15 protein-coding genes are annotated in these 16729 nt (G+C 72.1%); 7 read left to right on the top strand and 8 right to left on the bottom strand.

Features of this window, described 5'->3' with window-relative positions; translation table 11 throughout:
* Positions 1-93: 93 nt before the first annotated feature.
* Together ctaC and J2S58_RS04090 are read left to right on the top strand one after the other, a co-directional pair.
* Complete coding sequence (gene ctaC / locus J2S58_RS04095) at positions 94-1041, top strand: aa3-type cytochrome oxidase subunit II (protein WP_306826355.1); 948 nt, start codon at positions 94-96, stop codon at positions 1039-1041.
* A 65-nt stretch (positions 1042-1106) separates the two neighbouring features.
* On the top strand, positions 1107-1511 hold the full coding sequence (locus J2S58_RS04090; RefSeq protein WP_205256417.1) for an aa3-type cytochrome oxidase subunit IV: 405 nt from the start codon (positions 1107-1109) through the stop codon (positions 1509-1511).
* Positions 1512-1604: 93 nt separating this feature from the next.
* Here the strand turns inward: J2S58_RS04090 and J2S58_RS04085 are convergent, their stop codons facing one another.
* Complete coding sequence (locus J2S58_RS04085) at positions 1605-2510, bottom strand: siderophore-interacting protein (RefSeq protein WP_205256173.1); 906 nt, start codon at positions 2508-2510, stop codon at positions 1605-1607.
* Positions 2511-2731: 221 nt separating this feature from the next.
* On the opposite strand from J2S58_RS04085, the gene J2S58_RS04080 reads away from it, so the two are divergent.
* The 4 genes from J2S58_RS04080 to J2S58_RS04065 are packed head-to-tail and all read left to right on the top strand — an operon-like array spanning position 2732 to position 6870.
* Entirely contained in the window at positions 2732-3760 is a 1029-nt protein-coding gene (locus tag J2S58_RS04080) for a FecCD family ABC transporter permease (protein ID WP_370881852.1), read from the top strand.
* Positions 3757-4830, top strand: a complete 1074-nt coding sequence (locus J2S58_RS04075) for a FecCD family ABC transporter permease (RefSeq protein ID WP_306826353.1) — start codon at positions 3757-3759, stop codon at positions 4828-4830. Before J2S58_RS04080 ends, J2S58_RS04075 begins: the two co-directional genes overlap by 4 nt.
* A complete protein-coding gene (locus J2S58_RS04070; protein WP_205256174.1) occupies positions 4827-5675 on the top strand; it encodes an ABC transporter ATP-binding protein in 849 nt (282 codons plus the stop codon). The genes J2S58_RS04075 and J2S58_RS04070 overlap by 4 nt, the downstream gene beginning before the upstream one ends.
* 46 nt (positions 5676-5721) lie before the next feature.
* The gene (locus J2S58_RS04065) at positions 5722-6870 is read left to right on the top strand and encodes an iron-siderophore ABC transporter substrate-binding protein (protein ID WP_306826352.1); all 1149 of its coding nucleotides are present in this window, start codon (positions 5722-5724) and stop codon (positions 6868-6870) included.
* A gap of 62 nt (positions 6871-6932) precedes the next feature.
* Here the strand turns inward: J2S58_RS04065 and J2S58_RS04060 are convergent, their stop codons facing one another.
* The 4 genes from J2S58_RS04060 to J2S58_RS04045 all read right to left on the bottom strand — a co-directional run bounded on the left by J2S58_RS04060 (position 6933) and on the right by J2S58_RS04045 (position 12210).
* Complete coding sequence (locus tag J2S58_RS04060; protein WP_240188723.1) at positions 6933-9377, bottom strand: FtsX-like permease family protein; 2445 nt, start codon at positions 9375-9377, stop codon at positions 6933-6935.
* Positions 9377-10150, bottom strand: a complete 774-nt coding sequence (locus J2S58_RS04055) for an ABC transporter ATP-binding protein (protein ID WP_205256176.1) — start codon at positions 10148-10150, stop codon at positions 9377-9379. Before J2S58_RS04055 ends, J2S58_RS04060 begins: the two co-directional genes overlap by 1 nt.
* A gap of 177 nt (positions 10151-10327) precedes the next feature.
* Positions 10328-10984 carry a response regulator gene (locus J2S58_RS04050; protein ID WP_205256177.1) on the bottom strand — a complete coding sequence of 219 codons (657 nt, stop codon included), beginning with the start codon at positions 10982-10984 and terminating at the stop codon, positions 10328-10330.
* A complete protein-coding gene (locus tag J2S58_RS04045) occupies positions 10981-12210 on the bottom strand; it encodes a sensor histidine kinase (protein WP_205256178.1) in 1230 nt (409 codons plus the stop codon). Before J2S58_RS04045 ends, J2S58_RS04050 begins: the two co-directional genes overlap by 4 nt.
* Positions 12211-12377: 167 nt before the next feature.
* Here J2S58_RS04045 and J2S58_RS04040 point away from each other — a divergent pair, with 167 nt between their 5' ends.
* Positions 12378-12965, top strand: coding sequence for a hypothetical protein (locus tag J2S58_RS04040; protein WP_205256179.1), 588 nt, complete (start codon positions 12378-12380; stop codon positions 12963-12965).
* Between the two features lie 163 nt (positions 12966-13128).
* Here J2S58_RS04040 and qcrB read toward each other — a convergent pair whose 3' ends face one another.
* Genes qcrB through qcrC form a run of 3 tightly spaced genes read right to left on the bottom strand, consistent with a single transcriptional unit; the run spans position 13129 to position 16684 of the window.
* Positions 13129-14730, bottom strand: coding sequence for a cytochrome bc1 complex cytochrome b subunit (gene qcrB, locus J2S58_RS04035; RefSeq protein ID WP_205256180.1), 1602 nt, complete (start codon positions 14728-14730; stop codon positions 13129-13131).
* The gene (qcrA, locus tag J2S58_RS04030) at positions 14727-15878 is read right to left on the bottom strand and encodes a cytochrome bc1 complex Rieske iron-sulfur subunit (RefSeq protein WP_240188669.1); all 1152 of its coding nucleotides are present in this window, start codon (positions 15876-15878) and stop codon (positions 14727-14729) included. Before qcrA ends, qcrB begins: the two co-directional genes overlap by 4 nt.
* Positions 15875-16684 (bottom strand): cytochrome bc1 complex diheme cytochrome c subunit, encoded by an 810-nt coding sequence (gene qcrC / locus J2S58_RS04025; RefSeq protein ID WP_205256181.1) that lies wholly within the window; start codon positions 16682-16684, stop codon positions 15875-15877. The genes qcrA and qcrC overlap by 4 nt, the downstream gene beginning before the upstream one ends.
* Between the last annotated feature and the right edge of the window lie 45 nt (positions 16685-16729).

Genomic DNA, 16729 nt, shown 5'->3' with positions numbered 1-16729 from the left:
CATGGGGCGCCCAGGCGCCTCACCTCCGTCCGGGCCCCGGCCCTGCGGCGGACCGGGGGAACCAGCTTGATCGAGGACGAGGAAGGCACGCACGTGGCACGGTCTGGAAAGGGTCGGCGGCTCGCACTGGCCGCGACGCTCGCCACCGGCGGGATGCTGATCAGCGGCTGCTCCACGCAGGAGTTCATGCGCTTCGGGTGGCCCGATCCGGTCACCGTGCAGGGCGCGCGCATGGGGCAGTTCTGGACGGGTGCGGTCATCTCCGCCCTGATCATCGGCGTGCTGGTGTGGGGCCTGATGTTCTGGGCGTTCATCGCCTACCGGAAGCGGAAGAACTCCCCGTTGTACCCGAAGCAGACCAAGGAGAACCTCCCCCTCGAGCTGATCTACACCGCCGTCCCGTTCCTCATGGTCGGCGTGCTCTTCTACTTCACCGTCACCACCGAGAACTTCGCGCTCAAGCGCGATCCGAACCCGGCCGTCACCATCGACGTCACCGGCTTCAAGTGGAACTGGGACTTCGGCTACCAGGGCACCACCGCCCCGGACGGCCAGGAGGTGCACACCATCGGCTCCAGCACCGAGGTGCCGGTCCTGGTGCTGCCGGTCGGCCAGATCATCCAGTACGAGCTGTCCTCCCGGGACGTCATCCACTCGTTCTGGGTCATCGACTACGTCTTCAAGCGCGACGTGTTCCCGGATCCGGAGCCCAACAACACGCAGAACGTCATCCAGACGACGATCACCCGCACGGGTGCGTTCGTCGGCCGGTGCGCCGAGCTGTGCGGCACCTACCACTCGGCCATGAACTTCGAGGTCCGGGCCGTTCCGCAGGACGTTTACGACGCGTACATCGGTCTGCGCCAGCAGGTCAACCCGGCCACCAACGACGGATACACCGCCGCCGAGGCGCTCCGCCAGGTGCAGACGCAGTTCCCGGACTGCGGTGAGCTGTGCTCGCCGGTCGCCACGTCGACCTACCCGTTCACCACCAACCGGCAGGCCCAGGAGGCCTCCCAGCCGATCGCCGGGGGGAACTGATGTCGACGCACACCGACGAACGTGATCGCGAGGGTCAGGAGAAGCCGGAGGCCGCCAAGGGCGGCATGCTGGTGGAGACCTGGATGTTCCTCGGGTTGACCGGGTTCTTCCTCATCGCGGCGATCATCTACGCCGTGCTGCAGTGGTCCACCGAGCCGGTCGGGGTGGTGGCCCTGTTCCTGACCTTCGGCCTGACCCTGATCATCGGCACCTTCCTGCGGTTCTCCTCGCGCCGTCTCGACGAGGCCCGCCCCGAGGACAACGACGACGCCGACATCGCCGACGGTGCCGGGGACATCGGCTTCTTCTCCCCGGGCTCCTACTGGCCGCTCGCGCTGGCCGCGTCGGCCGCGTTCACCGCCATCGCGCTGGCCTTCTTCCTCATCTGGATGCTGGTCATCGGCATCGGCCTGCTCCTGCTGGCCGTCGCCGGACTGCTCTTCGAGTACCACCGCCGGCCGGCCCACTGACCGTTCGGCTCGCGGCAAAGAAAAGGCCCGTCCCCCCGCAGATGCTCGGGGGACGGGCCTTTTCTCGTCGTTCGGAGTCAACCCCCTTCGGAGTCATTCCGCGTAGGCGGGGCTCCCGTACTTGAAGTAGCCGGTGAAGCACACGTCGTCCTTGGGTACGCCGTGCTGGCGGACCAGGCAGCGCCGCACCTGGGTGGACATCGCCGACTCCCCGGATACCCAGCACCGCGTCCCGGCGGGAACCTCGAGTCCGGCCACCGCGCCGGGCAGCAGCGAGCCGGGCGGGCAGTGCGCATCGGGCCGGACCAGATAGCGGACGTCGGCGTCGGCCGCGGTGGGTAGCTCCTGGCGGTCGCTCTCGCTCGGCACCTCCAGCAGCACCCGGGCCCGCACGGAGGACGGCAGCGCGGCGAGGATGCCGGCGGCGGCCGGCAGCGCCGTCTCGTCCCCGACGATCAAATAGTCGGCCCGATCGGCCTCGACCTCGTGGATGACCCCCTGGTCGATGATGCCGACCGTCATGCCGGGCTCGGCCCGGTTGACCCACCGGGTGGCCGGGCCGGAGTCGCCGTGCCGCACGAAGTCGATGTCCATCTCGGCGACCTCGGGGCGCACCTCCCGTACGGTGTAATTGCGCAGGACGGGCCGGGCCTTGGGGGCCATCGCGACCAGTTCCGGGTACCACTCGGCCGTCCGGGGCAGCACGAGCTCGTCCTGGCCGGGCCGGGGGAGCAGCAGCCGCACGTAGTGATCGGAGCCCAGCGGACGGGAGTCGGCGAACTCCGGAGCGGTGAACGTCACCCGGGCCATCGCCGGGGTGATGCCCTGGACGCGGGTCACCCGGGCCAGCACCGCGGTGGCGCCCTGGCTGCGGGCCCTGCGGACGGCGGGCAGCCGACGCACCGCCTGGGCCACCACCGTGCGGGCGCCGTCGGACACGGTCTCGGCGGCGTGGCTGATCGCGGTGGTCACCGGGGACGTGCGGGTGTGCTCGGCCATCGGACTCCGTGGGTTGAGCGGGTCGAGGGGATCACCCCTCCATGTAAGGTCACCCTAACCGTAGCAAGCCTGGCCTAACCCCGTCGGGTACAGGTGACCACCCGGTGGATCCGGACGAAGGAGGAGCGGTGCCGTCCGTCCCCCGCGCGGTCCCCGGGCAGCCCGGCGACCCGGGGACCGCGCGGCCCGTCGGCGCCCCCGAGACCTCCGGTCACTCGACGGTGCCGGGCAAGGCCTCCCGCTACCTGGCCGCCACCGGGCGGGCCCGGGTCGTCGGCCTCGCGCTGGCCCTGATCGCCGTGCTGGTCGTGGTCGTGGTGTCCATCGCCGTCGGCAGCCGGACCATCGGGCCCGGTGAGGTGTTGCGCGTCCTGTTCGCCGACGACGGGTCCACCGACGCCACCATCGTGCACACCCTGCGGGTCCCGCGGACGGCGATGGGCATCCTCGTCGGGGCCGCGCTCGGGGTCGCCGGTGCCGTGATGCAGGCGCTGACCCGCAATCCGCTGGCCGACCCGGGCCTGCTGGGCGTCAACGCCGGCGCGGCCGCGGCGGTGGTCGTCGGCATCGGCGCCTTCGGGATCAGCTCCGCGCTGGGTTACCTCCCGTTCGCCTTCGTCGGAGCCGCGCTGGCCTCCGTCGTGGTCTACGTCCTGGGTTCGGCCGGGCGCAGCGGAGCCACCCCGGTCCGACTGGCCCTGGCCGGCACCGCCGTCACCGCGGCCCTCGGCGCGGTCGTCGACGCGCTGACCGTGCTCGATCCGGCCACCTTCGACCGTTACCGCTTCTGGGCGGTCGGCTCGCTCGGCGGCCGCGGCGTCGAGGTGTTCTGGGCGGTGCTGCCCACCGCTGTGCTCGGCCTGGTCATCGCGCTCTGCCTGGGGCGGTCGCTGAACGCCCTGGCCCTCGGGGAGGACGTCGGTCGCGCGCTGGGCGCCGGCGTCACCCGGACCCGGCTGCTGTCCGGCCTGGTCGTCACCCTGCTCGCCGGGTCCGCCACCGCCGCCGTGGGGCCCATCCTGTTCGTCGGGTTGGCCGTCCCGCACATCGCCCGGGCGATCACCGGGCCGGACAACCGGTGGGTGCTCGCCTACTCCGCTGTGCTGGCTCCCCTCCTGCTGCTCGTCGCCGACGTGATCGGGCGGGTCGTGGTGCGTCCCGGTGAACTGTCCGTCGGCATCGTCGTGGCCATCGCCGGAGCCCCGGTGTTCATCGCCCTGGTCCGTCGGCGCCGGGTGGCCCACCTGTGACCGCCCTGCAGCCCCGCCCGGTGTCGACCGCCGACCGTCCGCTGCTCCCCGCCGTGCGCGTGGGCGGCTGGAGCATGCGGGTCCGCCGCCGGGCCGTCCTGTCCTGCGTGGGTCTGGCGGTGGCGTGCCTGGCCGTGGTCCTGCTGGCCACCGTGCTGGGCGACTACCCGTTGCCGGTGCGGGACGTCGTCGCCTCGCTGACCGGACGGGGCACCACGGCCACCGACTTCGTCGTGCTGGACCTCCGGCTGGCCCGGGTGCTCTGTGCCATCGCAGTCGGCATGGCCCTGGGAGCCGCCGGCGCGGTGTTCCAGTCGCTCACCCGCAACCCGCTGGGCAGCCCAGACATCATCGGCTTCACCCAGGGCGCGGCGACCGGCGCCCTGCTGCAGATCCTCGTCCTCGGTGGTTCAGCGGCCGCCATCGCCTCCGGCGCCGTCGTGGGCGGGCTGCTGACCTCCCTCGCGGTGTACCTGCTGGCCGTGCGCGGCGGCTCCCTGGGCTACCGGCTCATCCTGGTCGGCATCGGCCTGAACTTCATGCTCGGCGCGGTCAACTGGTACCTGCTGATCAGCGCCGACCTGCAGGACGCGATCACCGCCCGGGTCTGGATCATCGGCAGCCTGAACAGCCGCGGCTGGGAGCAGCTCTGGCCGCTGGCCCTGACGCTGGCCGTCGGCCTACCGGTGCTGATGGCGCTGTCCCGCCCGCTCGGCCAGCTGGAGCTGGGTGACGACCTCGGTCGGCAGCTCGGCGTGCGGGTCGGTGCCGTGCGCATCTGGGCGCTGGTGGTCTCGGTGGTGGTGACCGCCGCGGCCGTGGCCACCGCCGGTCCGATCGCCTTCGTCGCCCTCGCCGCGCCCCAGCTCGCCCGACGCCTCACCGGCTCGCCGACCGTCGGCATCCTGCCTGCCGCGCTGATGGGCGGGTTCGTGCTGGCCAGCAGCGACCTGGTCGCCCAGCGGCTGTTCGCCCCCACCCAGTTCCCGGTCGGCATCGCCACCGGCGCGGTCGGCGGGGTCTACCTCGCCGCCCTGCTGCTGTCCGAATGGAAGAAGGGACGCGGATGACCGCGCAGCACACCGTCCCGGACTCGCCGCCGCAGGGGGTCCCGGGCTCCCCGACGGCGGGTCGACTCCGCGCCGAGGACGTCACGCTGGCGTACGACGAACGGGTCATCACCCGGGGTCTGTCCGTGGTCATCCCCGACGCCGAGTTCACCGTGATCGTCGGGCCGAACGCCTGCGGCAAGTCCACCCTGCTGCGCGCCCTGGCCCGGATGATGCCGCCCCGGCAGGGGTCGGTGCTCCTCGACGGGCAGCTCATCTCCGGGTACCCGTCGAAGGAGGTGGCCCGGCGGCTCGGGCTGCTGCCGCAGAGCTCCACCGCCCCCGACGGCATCACCGTCGCCGACCTGGTCGCCCGTGGCCGCTACCCGCACCAGCGCCTGCTGCGCCAGTGGAGCCGGACCGACGAGCAGATCGTCCTGCAGTCCATGCGGTCGACCGGCGTCGACGCGCTCGCCCTGCGGGCGGTGGACGAACTGTCCGGCGGGCAGCGGCAGCGGGTGTGGCTCGCGATGGCCCTGGCCCAGGAAACCCCCATCCTGCTGCTCGACGAACCCACCACCTTCCTGGACATCGCCCACCAGTACGAGATGCTCGACCTCTGCGCCGATCTGCACGCCGACCACGGGCGCACCCTGGTCGCCGTCCTGCACGACCTCAACCAGGCCTGCCGGTACGCCACCCACCTCCTCGTCATGAAGGACGGGGCGGTGGTCGCCCAGGGCCCGCCGCGGGAGATCGTCACCGCCGAGCTCGTCGAGGACGTCTTCACCCTCGCCTGCCGGGTGATCGACGATCCCGAGACCGGGACACCCATGGTGATCCCGCTGGCCCGCCGCCCCCGCTGACCCCCTGCCCACCACCCCACCCGCACCACCGACCCAGGAGTCACCCGTGCCCATCCCCGTCCCCGGCGCCCCCCGCGCCTCCGTCCGGTCCTCGCGACTGCGTGCCGCCGTCGGCGTGCTGGCCGCCGGTCTGCTGCTGTCGGCCTGCGGTGGCGGCTCCACCGCCGCCCCCAGCTCGTCGGCCGCCCCCGGCAGCACCTCCGCCACCACCCCGGCGAGCTCCGCCGCCAGCAGCACGGCTGCCGCGTCGAGTTCGGCCGCATCGTCCGCCCCGGGATCGTCGAGCACGGCGGCGAGCAGTTCCGCCGCCGTCTCCGCCGGCTACCCGGTCGAGATCCCCAACGCGTTCGGCACCACCACGATCGCCTCCGCACCGCAGCGTGTCGTCGTCGTCGGCTACACCGAGGCCGATTCCGTGCTCGCGTTGGGCACGGTGCCGCTGGCCGTCCAGGAGTTCGGGTTCCCCGGCAAGATCGGCGGCCCCTGGCTCGACGACCTGCTGCAGGGCCAGACCCCGACCGTGCTGACCGGCCAGGAGCTCAACCTGGAGCAGATCGCCTCCTTCACCCCCGACCTGATCATCGGGGTGAACCGCGCGTTGACCGCCGACGACTACGCCGCCCTGACGGCCATCGCGCCGACCCTGGCCCGCCCGGCCGAGTACCCCGACTACGGCGTCCCTCCGGAGGCCGTCGCCCGCACCGTCGCGCAGGCGCTGGACAAGGGACCGGAGATGGAGGCGAAACTGGCCGAGGTCGACCAGACCATCAGTGCCGCGTCCGTCGCCCACCCCGAGTTCGCCGGGAAGACCTTCTCCGCGGTGTGGCCGCGCGGGGACGGGCAGGGCTGGTACGCGTGGACCGCGGTCGACGCCCGCAGCCGCCTGCTCGTCGCGCTGGGTCTGACCGAGTCCCCGACCATCGCCGGGCTCGGCCAGGACACGTTCTACAAGGAGATCTCGGCCGAGAACACCGCGCAGATCGACGCCGACGTGATCGTCGCCATCGACGTGGAGGGTCAGCGGGCGACCATCGAGGCCGACCCGATCTACCAGTCCCTGCCCGCAGTGCAGGCCGGGCACGTCGCCTGGATCACCGACCCCGCCGTCATCGGTGCCTTCTCCTACTCGTCCGTGCTGAGCACGCCGTACGCGCTCGACCCGGTGGTGGAGGCGGTGGCCGCGGCCACCGCCTGACCCCTCGTCGTGACGTCACAGGCCGGCCCGCTCGCGCGGGCCGGCCTGTGGCGCGTCCGGGGTCAGACCTCGGCCAGTGCCGCCGTCGGGGTGGCCCGGGCGGCACGGCGGGCGGGCAGCACCGAGGCCAGCACACCGGCGGCCAGCGCGAGCAGCAGGACCAGGCCGAGCTGCCCCCACGGGACCGACACGACCAGCGGTTCGTCGATCTCGGCGAAGGTGGCGGCCGCCCCGATCGTGCCGTAGCCCACCCCGAGGACGATGCCGACGACCCCGCCCACGGCGGCCAGCAGGGCCGACTCCAGGGCGATGACCAGCCGGAGCTGACCCCGGCGCAGGCCCAGTGCCCGCAGCAGCGCCGATTCCCGGGTCCGTTCGACCACCGACAGGCCCAGGGTGTTCCCGATGCCGACCACGGCGATCACCGCGGCCACCGCCAGCAGCGCCACCACCAGCAGCAGCATCGTGTCCAGGCCCTCGGCCAGGGCGGCGTTCTCGACCGCGGCGCCGGTCAGCGAGAGCGCGTCGTCGGCGACCAGCAGGGGCTTGATGCCGCTGATGACCGTGTCCGCGTCGTCGATGTCGTCCAGCGCTCCCCAGACGGCCCGCGGGGGAGCCGCCGGGTCGAGCAGAGCGAGATCGGTGGCGGTGACCACCGCCGAGGTGTCGACCCCGTCGGCCAACCGGCTGGCCGCCAGCCGCAGGGTCACCGCGGTCCCGTCGCCGGTCAGGGTCACCGGGTCACCCGTGGCCAGGTCGAGCGACGACACCACCCAGTCGGGCAGCGCCACCTCCCCGGCGGCCGGCGCAGCCGACCGCAGAACGGCGTCCGTGGCCGGGGTGGTGCCGAGCACGGTGATCGGGATGTCCGGCGACGAGGTGCCCACCGTGGCGGACGTGCCGGCCACCGGGACCGCGCGGATCCCGTCGAGTGCGTCGACCTGGTCGACCAGTCCGGCCGGGAGGGCTCCCGCGGTCCCCGTCGTGTCCACGATGCTGACGTCCAACGGGTACCGGCCCGCGAGGCTCTCGGCCAGGCTGGCCCGGGCGGAAGCCGCCGCCACCTGCAGGGTGACGATCAGCCCCACCGCGATGACCAGCGCGGTGCTGGTGGCCGCGGAGCGGCCCGGGTTCCGCTGGGCGTTGGCCGCGGCGAGCCGGCCCGGCACCCCGCCGAACCGGGCCGACCCGCCGAGCAGGCGCAGCACCCCGGGGAGCACCGACCGCAGCAGGAGCAGCACCCCGCCGGCCGACAGCACCCCGCCCCCCACCGCCACCATCAGGGACGGCAGCACCACCCCGGCGGCCAGACCGGCCCCACCGGCCAGGGTCAGCGCACCGCCGGCGACCAGCCGCAACCGGCCCGACCGACGTCCCTCGGCCGCGGTGGGGACGGCGCTGAGCGCCGACAGCGGGCTCACCCGCATGGCCCGGGCGGCCGGGGCGAGGGCCGCGGCGACCGTGACGAGCACGCCCACCACGGCGGTGATCCCGAGGGCCACCGGTGGGACGGTCAGGCTGGACAGGGCGATGCCGGCGATCCCGGAGCCGGCGGCGGCGACCGCGATCCCCAGCACCAGGCCGATGAGCGAGCCGATCACCCCGAGCAGGAGCGCCTCGAGGATCACCGACCGGCGGACCTGCCGGCGGGAGGCCCCCACGCAGCGCAGCAACCCGATCTGCCGCTGGCGTTGGGCGATGAGGATGGAGAACGTGTTGGCGATGACGAACGACGCCACGAGGCCGGCGATGGCCGCGAACGCCAACAGGATGCTGGTCAGGGCGTCGGTGTCGCCGATGACGGCGGCGCTGCGGGCCTCGGCGGCGACCACGCCGGTCCGGACCAGCGCGTCGGCCCCGAACGCCGCGCCCAGTTCGTCCGCCACCTGCTCGGGAGACACCCCGTCGGCGACGGTGACGGCGATGCGGTCCGGATCCCCGCCGGCCAGCGAGCGGACGAGTTCGGTGGTGCCGAACAGCCGATCGGGGGCGCCGGCCAGCTTGGAGGTGTGCACGTCCACCAGCCCGCCGAGCACGACGGGCCGTTCGGTGCCGTTGCCGTCGTCCAGGGTGATGCGGTCGCCGACGGTCAGTCCGTTGCGGGTGGCGGTGCCGGGGTCGGTGACCACCGAATCCGGTCCGGTCGGCCAGGCGCCGGAGGTGAGGTCGAACCACCGATCGGCCGGGTCGGCCGGGATGCCCTGCAGCCCCACCCAGCCGCGTGCGGAACCCGTCCGCAGCTCGGCGAAGGCCGTCCACCGGGCCTCGGTGGCCGCCACCCCGGCCACCTGCAGGCGGGGGTCCGCGGGGTCGAGCTGCTGCTCGGCGGGCTGCACGTCGACATCGATCAGACTCTCCTCGGCGCCGACCGAGCGGACCAGATCGGTCTGGAAGGAGGCGGTGAAGACCTGCGTCGCGGCGGCGAAGCCCACGCCGATGGCGATGGCGAGCAGGACGGCGACGAACCGGCCGGGATAGGCGCGCAGGTTCGCCCAGGCGGAGCGCATCACGCCCCCAGCGAGGCGAGCGCGGACAGCACGGTCTCCGGCGTGGGTCGCTCCAGCGTGCCGCGGAGTCGGCCGTCGGCCAGGAGGACGGCCCGGTCGGCGTAGGAGGCCGCGTTCGGGTCGTGGGTGACCATGACGACGGTCTGCCCGGTCTCCCGGACGGTGGACCGCAGGAAGGACAGCAGCGCGGCGCCGGTGCGGGAGTCGAGCGCGCCGGTCGGCTCGTCGGCGAAGACGACCGCCGGGCGGGTGATCAGGGCACGGGCGATGGCCACCCGCTGCTGCTGACCGCCGGACAGCTGGGCCGGCCGGTGATCGAGCCGGTCGGTGAGGCCCAGGGACGCGACGAGGGCGTCCAGGGCCACCCGGTCCACGGCCCGGCCGGCCAGTTCCAGCGGCAGGGTGATGTTGTCGCGGGCCGAGAGCATCGGCAGCAGGTTGAACGACTGGAAGACGAAGCCGATCCGGTCCCGGCGCACCTCGGTGAGGCGATCGTCCGGCAGGCCGGTGATCGCGGTCCCGTCGAGGAAGACCTCGCCCGAGGTGGGGCTGTCCAGGCCGGCCAGGCAGTGCATCAGGGTGGACTTGCCGGACCCGGACGGCCCCATGATCGCCGTGAACGACCCGGCGGCGAAAGCGATGTCGACCCGGTCGAGGGCGGTGACCGCGGTGGGGCCGGCACCGAACACCTTGCTCACCGCGGCGGCGCGGGCCACGGCCGTGGTGGTGCCGGGCGGGGGAGCAGCGAGTCCGGCGGTGGGGGGCGGGGTCATCGGGGTCCTTCCTGGCCCGCGGCGGCTCCGCGGTACCCGGACGACGCTAGGGACCGGTCGGCGGCCCGTCATCGGTCGGCGGTCCCGTCATCGCGGTACCGGCGTCCCGTCCTGGCCGGGGCGTCTCCACCCGTGGGGGGAGACCCGCTCCCCGTCGTCCGCGGGCGGGGCGGTGGATCAGCCGACGAGTCCGGTCTCGTAGGCGAACATGACCAGCCCGACCCGGTCCCGGCGCTGGAGCTTGGCCAGCAGACTGCCGACGTGGGTCTTGACGGTGGACTCGGCCATGAACAGCGCCGCCGCGATCTCCGGGTTGGTCAGCCCGCGGGCGACCTCGGCGAGCACCTCCCGTTCCCGGACGGTCAACACCCCGAGCCGGTCGTCGGGCGGCGCGGCCACCCCCGGCAGTGCCGCGGTGACGTGCTGGAGCAGGCGCCGGGTCGCGGACGGGGCGACCACCGCGTCGCCGGCGGCGATGGACCGGATCGCGGACAGCAGCTCCTCGGGGCGGGTGTCCTTGAGCAGGAACCCCGAAGCCCCGGCCTTCAGCGCGGCGAACACGTACTCGTCGAGGTCGAACGTGGTCAGCACCAGCACCTTCGGGGTGTCCGGCCCCGGGGAGGCGAGCAGCCGCCGGGTGGCCTCGACCCCGTCCATGACCGGCATGCGGACGTCCATCAGCACGACATCGGCGGCCGTGGTGGTCAGTCCGGCCAGCGCCGCCGACCCGTCGGCCGCGTCCCCGACCACGGTCATGTCGTCCTGGGCCTCGATGAGCATGCCGAACCCGGCCCGGACGAGCTGCTGGTCGTCCACCAGGTACACCCGGATCACCGGGCGTCCCGCGGGGTCGTCACGGGGGTGCCCATCGGGAGGACCACCCGGACCCGGAAGCCGCCGCCCGGGCGGGGGCCGGCCCACAGGGTGCCGTCGAGGACGGCGACCCGCTCACGCATGCCGCGCAGGCCGTTCCCGGCGCCGTCGGACCGGGCGGCGGCCCCCCGGCCGTCGTCGACGACCTCGACGGCCAGCTCGTTCCCGCTGATCGCGATCTCGACCGTGGCCGAGGCGGCGGGACCGGCGTGCTTCAGGACGTTGGTCAGCGCCTCCTGGACGACGCGGAACACGGTGAGATCGACCGTGGGCGACAGCGCGGGCAGATGGTCGGGCAGGTGGACGTGCACCGTCACGCCGGACTGCCGGGTCTGCTCGACGAGCCGGTCGAGGGAGGCCACACCGGGCTGGGGGAGGTAGGCGGCCCCGTCCGGACTGCCGCCCGACCGGCCGTCCGACCGCAGCACCCCGACCAGGGAACGCATCTCGGACAACGCCTGGCGGCTGGTGTCGGCGATGGTGCGCAGCACGTCCGCGGCCACCGCCGGGTTCTTCGCCGCGGCGGCGGCCCCGCCGTCGGCCTGGACGACGATCACCGCGAGGGAATGGGCGACGATGTCGTGCAGTTCCCGGGCGATCCGGGTCCGTTCCGCGGCGGCGGCGAACTGCACCCGCTGGTCGCGTTCCGCGGTGACCAGGCGGGACCGTTCGGCCAGGGCCGCCATCTCCGCAGCCCGGAAGTCGAGGTCGGCGCGGCGACGATCGCCGGCGACGTAGGCGACCAGGACCAGGGCGGCCAGCGCGATGACCCCGCCCACCGCCGCAGCGCTGCCGTACGACGACCACAGGTCGAGCGAGTACCAGGCCGCCGGAGCCGCGACCGCACCCAGCAGCCCGGCCGTGAGGGCGACGCGGCCCCAGGCCTTGTTGGGGACGCACACCACCGTCGAGTAGATGACCAGGAGCACGCTCGCCGACGCCGGCGTCTGCTGCCGGGTGGTCAGCACGACGAGTTCCACCGCGATGCTCACCAGCAGGACCGGCACCGGGAACGTGCGGCGGAAGACCAGGGGGAGGGCGATGAGCAGGACGAGGAACGACAACCCGCGCTCGCTGCTGCCGGACAACGACTCCCAGAAGAGACCGACGACGAACACGAACAGCGCGATCACGGCGTCACCCGCGAGGTGGTTGGCCGCGAACCACCGATAGATGCTCTGCCGCATCCGAGTGAACCTAGTGCGCGCGGACGACACCCGGATCCCCCCGTGGTGCCGGACCGGCTGTCCACATCTTCGGGTTCGATCGGGAGGAGGCGTCCGCAGCTGCCTAGGGTCGACCCGCAGGTCGGGGTCGGACCCCGACCGCGGAAGGGGGAGCGGTGCGTCCGCCCATGGAGGTGAGCAGGGTCGGGGTACTGGCGATCCTCTTCGGCGTCCCGGCGTGTTCGGCACCCGCCACGCCGCCGCCGGCCGATCTGCCCGCGAGCTGGGTGTCGCTGACGCCGGGCTCACCCGCATCCGTCAGCTGGGTGCGCAACGGCCCCGATCTCACCGGCGAGGTCGACATGATGGTCTCGGTCGACGGCCTGCCGTCGCGACGGTCGACCGGCTTCCGGGGAGTGCTCGACCCGGGATTGGCGCGCATCGTGCTCGCCCTCGACACCGCCCTGCCCGGTGGCGAACGGTCGCTCGCCGGATCGGTGACGGGAACAGAACTCGTCCTCGCCCTGCCCGGTCGGGGCGAGGTGTCGTTGCGGCCGGGAACGGACGCCGAGTACGAGCAGGTGGTGCGGGAGGTGGCTACCGCCCTGGACGTGCAGCCCTCCCGTCGGTTCGACGCCACGGAAGTGGCGGAGGGCGTGCGCAGGATCCTGACGGACCCGGCTCCGGAGGGCGACGCCCTTGACGGGATCCGGGACGTCCACTGCCCGGCCGACCGGCCGGTGACGGTGTCCCTGGGGTCGACTGCTCGTCGGTGATCGACGGGGAGGCGTCCGTCCGCGTCACCGTGCTCGACGGCGACGGTCGGTCCGAGGTGAGCCCCCCGGCCTCACTCGCCGGTTCGTGAATCAGCTCCGTCCCGGATAGACCACTGCGCGCCCGACCCGGAGGTCGGACGCGCAGTGGGGTGGAGCAGGTGGGTCAGCGTTCCGTGGCCGACCCGGACATCTCGTCGTGGAACTCGAGCTCCCCGCGGTTGTCCTTCGGGCTGACGATCCCGGGGACGGGAGCGCCGGCCGAACCGAGCTGGTTCATCCGCTTGGGCACCGACGCACCCTGGTAGGCCAGCGGGATGGGATGTCCGTGGCTGTCCACGCCGCCCAGGGGCTGGTGGATCTCCACGAACTGCCCGCTGGGCAGACGCTTGATGATGCCCGTCTCGATACCGTGCTCGAGCACCGCCCGGTCCGAGTGCTGCAGACCCAGGCACAGGCGGTAGGTGACGATGTAGACGATCACCGGACCCACGATCGAGCCGATCCGACCCGCCCACGTCATCACGTTGAGCGAGATGTCGAACTTGAACGCGATCAGATCGTTCGCGCCGTTGATCAGGTTGATGATGTAGAAGGCCATGAACGCGGCACCCAGGGCAGTACGCACCGGGACGTCCCGGGGGCGCTGCAGCAGGTTGTGCATCGCCTTGTCCTTGGTGAAGGCCGTCTCGATCCAGGGGTACATCATCACGATGATGAGCAGGATCGTCGACCCGAGGATGGCCGGGAAGAACACCGCCGGGATCATGTAGTGCCCGAAGATGTTGCGGACCTCCCAGTTGGGCCAGACGCGGACCATGCCGTCGAGGAAGCCCATGTAGAAGTCCGGCTGCACACCGGCGGAGACCTGCGAGGGGTTGTACGGACCCAGGTTCCAGATCGGGTTGATCTGGAAGACGCCGGCCATGGCGACGATGACACCGAAGACGATGCCGAAGAAGCCACCGCCCTTGGCGGCGAAGGTCGGCAGGATGCGGACGCCGACGACGTTCTTCTCGGTGGCACGCGGCCCGGGGAACTGGGTGTGCTTCTGGAACCAGACCAGGGCGAGGTGGACACCGATGAGGGCGAGCAGGATGCCCGGGATCAACAGGATGTGCAGCGAGTAGAACCGACCGATGACGATGTCGCCGGGGTAGTCCCCGCCGAAGACCGCCCAGTGCATCCACGTCCCGATGACCGGGATGGACAGGATGAACGCGCTGACGGCGCGCAGGCCCGTACCGGACAGCAGATCGTCCGGGAGCGAGTAGCCGAGGAAGCCCTCGGCCATGGCCAGCACCAGCAGCAGGACGCCGATGACCCAGTTGGCCTCACGCGGCTTGCGGAAACCACCGGTGAAGAACACCCGCATCATGTGGATCATGATCGAGAACAGGAAGATCAGCGCGGCCCAGTGGTGGATCTGCCGGATCAGCAGCCCGCCACGGACGTCGAAGGAGATGTCCAGGGTCGAGGCGTAGGCCATCGACATCGGGACACCACGCAGCTTGTCGTACACGCCCTGGTAGACGGTCTCCGTCATGGACGCGTCGTAGAACAGCGTCAGGTAGACGCCCGACAGCAGCAGGATGACGAAGGAGTAGAGGCACGCCTCGCCGAGCATGAACGACCAGTGGCTCGGGAAGACCTTGTTGAGCTGGGTGCGCAGCGGACGGGCGCCGTGGTAGCGGATGTCCGCCTCGTCCAGGCCCTTCGCGGCGATCGACGGCCCCTTGGGCTTGGTCGGGGTGGTGAGACGACTCATGACTGTTCCTTCGGACTGGAGCCCCACGCAGGATATTTACCGTTTTCCCAGAAACCGGGACCGACCGCTTCGATGAAATCACTGGTGGCCACGAAGTAACCCTCGCTGTCCAGCTCGATCGGGAGCTGGGGGAGCGGGCGTGACGCCGGACCGAACACCGGGCGCATGCCGTCGTACAGGTCGAACTGCGACTGGTGGCACGGGCACAGCACACGGCCGGTCTGCTGCTCGTACAGCGAGACGGGGCAACCGACGTGCGTGCAGATCTTGGAGTAGGCGTAGTAGTCGCCGAACTGGAAACCCTCCTGGCCGGTCCGGATCGAGATGCCCTGGTTGGGGCGGACCCGGAAGAGCATCACCGGCGCGTCGGAGAACTTCGCGCCGCCGGAGACGCCGGGGTAGACGGTCGACATGGAGCCGGCCTCGAGGTCCTCCGGACGCACGGGCGTCCCGTCCTGCTGGGTCAGCCGGATCTTGGTGCCGTCGGCCAGCGGAGCCCACGGGGTGACCCACAGCTGCGAGTCGGCGCCCTCGGCCCACGGATTCTTGACGAAACCACCCAGAGCACCGACGGTCGCCGCGAGGCCGAGGCCGCCACCGGCGAGCACGAGCGAGCCCTTGAGCACGCCGCGTCGCTTGACAAGCCCGGACTTGTCGACGACGTCGAACACCTCGCCGGACAGGGTCTTGCGATCGACCTCCGCGGAGAATCCGTCGTGCCGCGTCTGCACGGCGACCTCGTGCGGGGTGATCTTCTTGGCCAGGGCGACGACACCGATGCCCAGGAACAGGAGCGAGCCGCCCAGCGTCAGGCCGATCAGCGGGGTGTAGAGCGCGTAGGCGAGCTGGCTGTCCGAGTAGGCCGTCTGGTACTCGTGCGGCCAGAACAGGAAGATGCCGACGAAGGCGATCGCGAAGATCGCGGTGAGCAGGAACCAGGCGGACACGGCCCGTTCGGCGCGCTTGTCCGCCGGGGAACCCGGCTCGTAGCGGATGCCGTACTCGACGAGCTCGACCCCGTCGAGCTTGGCGCCCAGGCGGGCCAGCTCCTCGCGGGACATCGACTTCAGCTCTTCGTCGCTGACCTCGACCGCGCTGTGGGAGGTGTCCGTGCCGGCGGCGTTCCCGCCGGGGTTGGTGATGGTCATGCCCGGGATCCCATCCACAGGGTGAAGGCGACGATGGCGCTCATGCCGACGACGAAGGCGATCAGGCCCTCGGGGGCAGGACCGAACCCACCGAGCGGAGCCCCACCCGGGTCGATGCTCTGCTTGTTGTTCTGGATGAACGCGATGATCGCGGTCTTCTCCTCCGGGGTGATCTGCCCGTCGGAGAACTTCGGCATGTTCTCGGGTCCGGAGAGCATCGCGGAGTAGATCTGCTCATCGGTGGCCGGATCCAGGTTGGGCGCGTACTTGCCCTGGGAGAGGGCGCCGCCCTGGCCGGTGAAGTTGTGGCACGAGGCGCAGTTGAGCCGGTACATCTCCCCGCCGAGCGCGAGGGCATCGGTGTTCTGCAGCTCACCGTCGGGCACCACCGGGCCGCCGCCGTTGGCCTGGACGTACGCGGCCAGCTGGTCGACCTCCTCCGGATTGAAGAAGGGCTCCTTGCGGGGCGCCTGCGCGCCGTGGTCGGCCAGCGGCATGCGGCCGGTGGAGACCTGGAAGTAGGTGGCGGCCTGACCGGTGCCGATCAGGGACGGACCACGATCCTCGACACCCTGCAGGTTGGAGCCGTGGCAGGTGATGCACGAGTTCGCGTACAGCTGTGCGCCGGCGGCGACCTGCTCGGCGCTGACATCGGCGGCGACCGCCGTCTGCGGGGTGGGGCTCAGGGCGACGTACACCAGGCCCAGGGTGGTCAGGGCGAACAACAGCGCCAGACTGCCCGACAGGCGACGAACCATCTTGGTGCGGAGACGGCCCTTGCGGGGGCCCTTCTCGGAGGACTTCATGCGGGACACCTCGAACTCTTGGCGCGGCGGGTGGGTGCGGTGACC

This window comes from Nakamurella flavida, from assembly GCF_030811475.1.
GTDB classification, from domain to species: domain Bacteria; phylum Actinomycetota; class Actinomycetes; order Mycobacteriales; family Nakamurellaceae; genus Nakamurella; species Nakamurella flavida.
The sequence above is the reverse complement of the archived record's forward strand: the minus strand, read 5'-3'. Positions and strand labels throughout refer to the sequence as shown.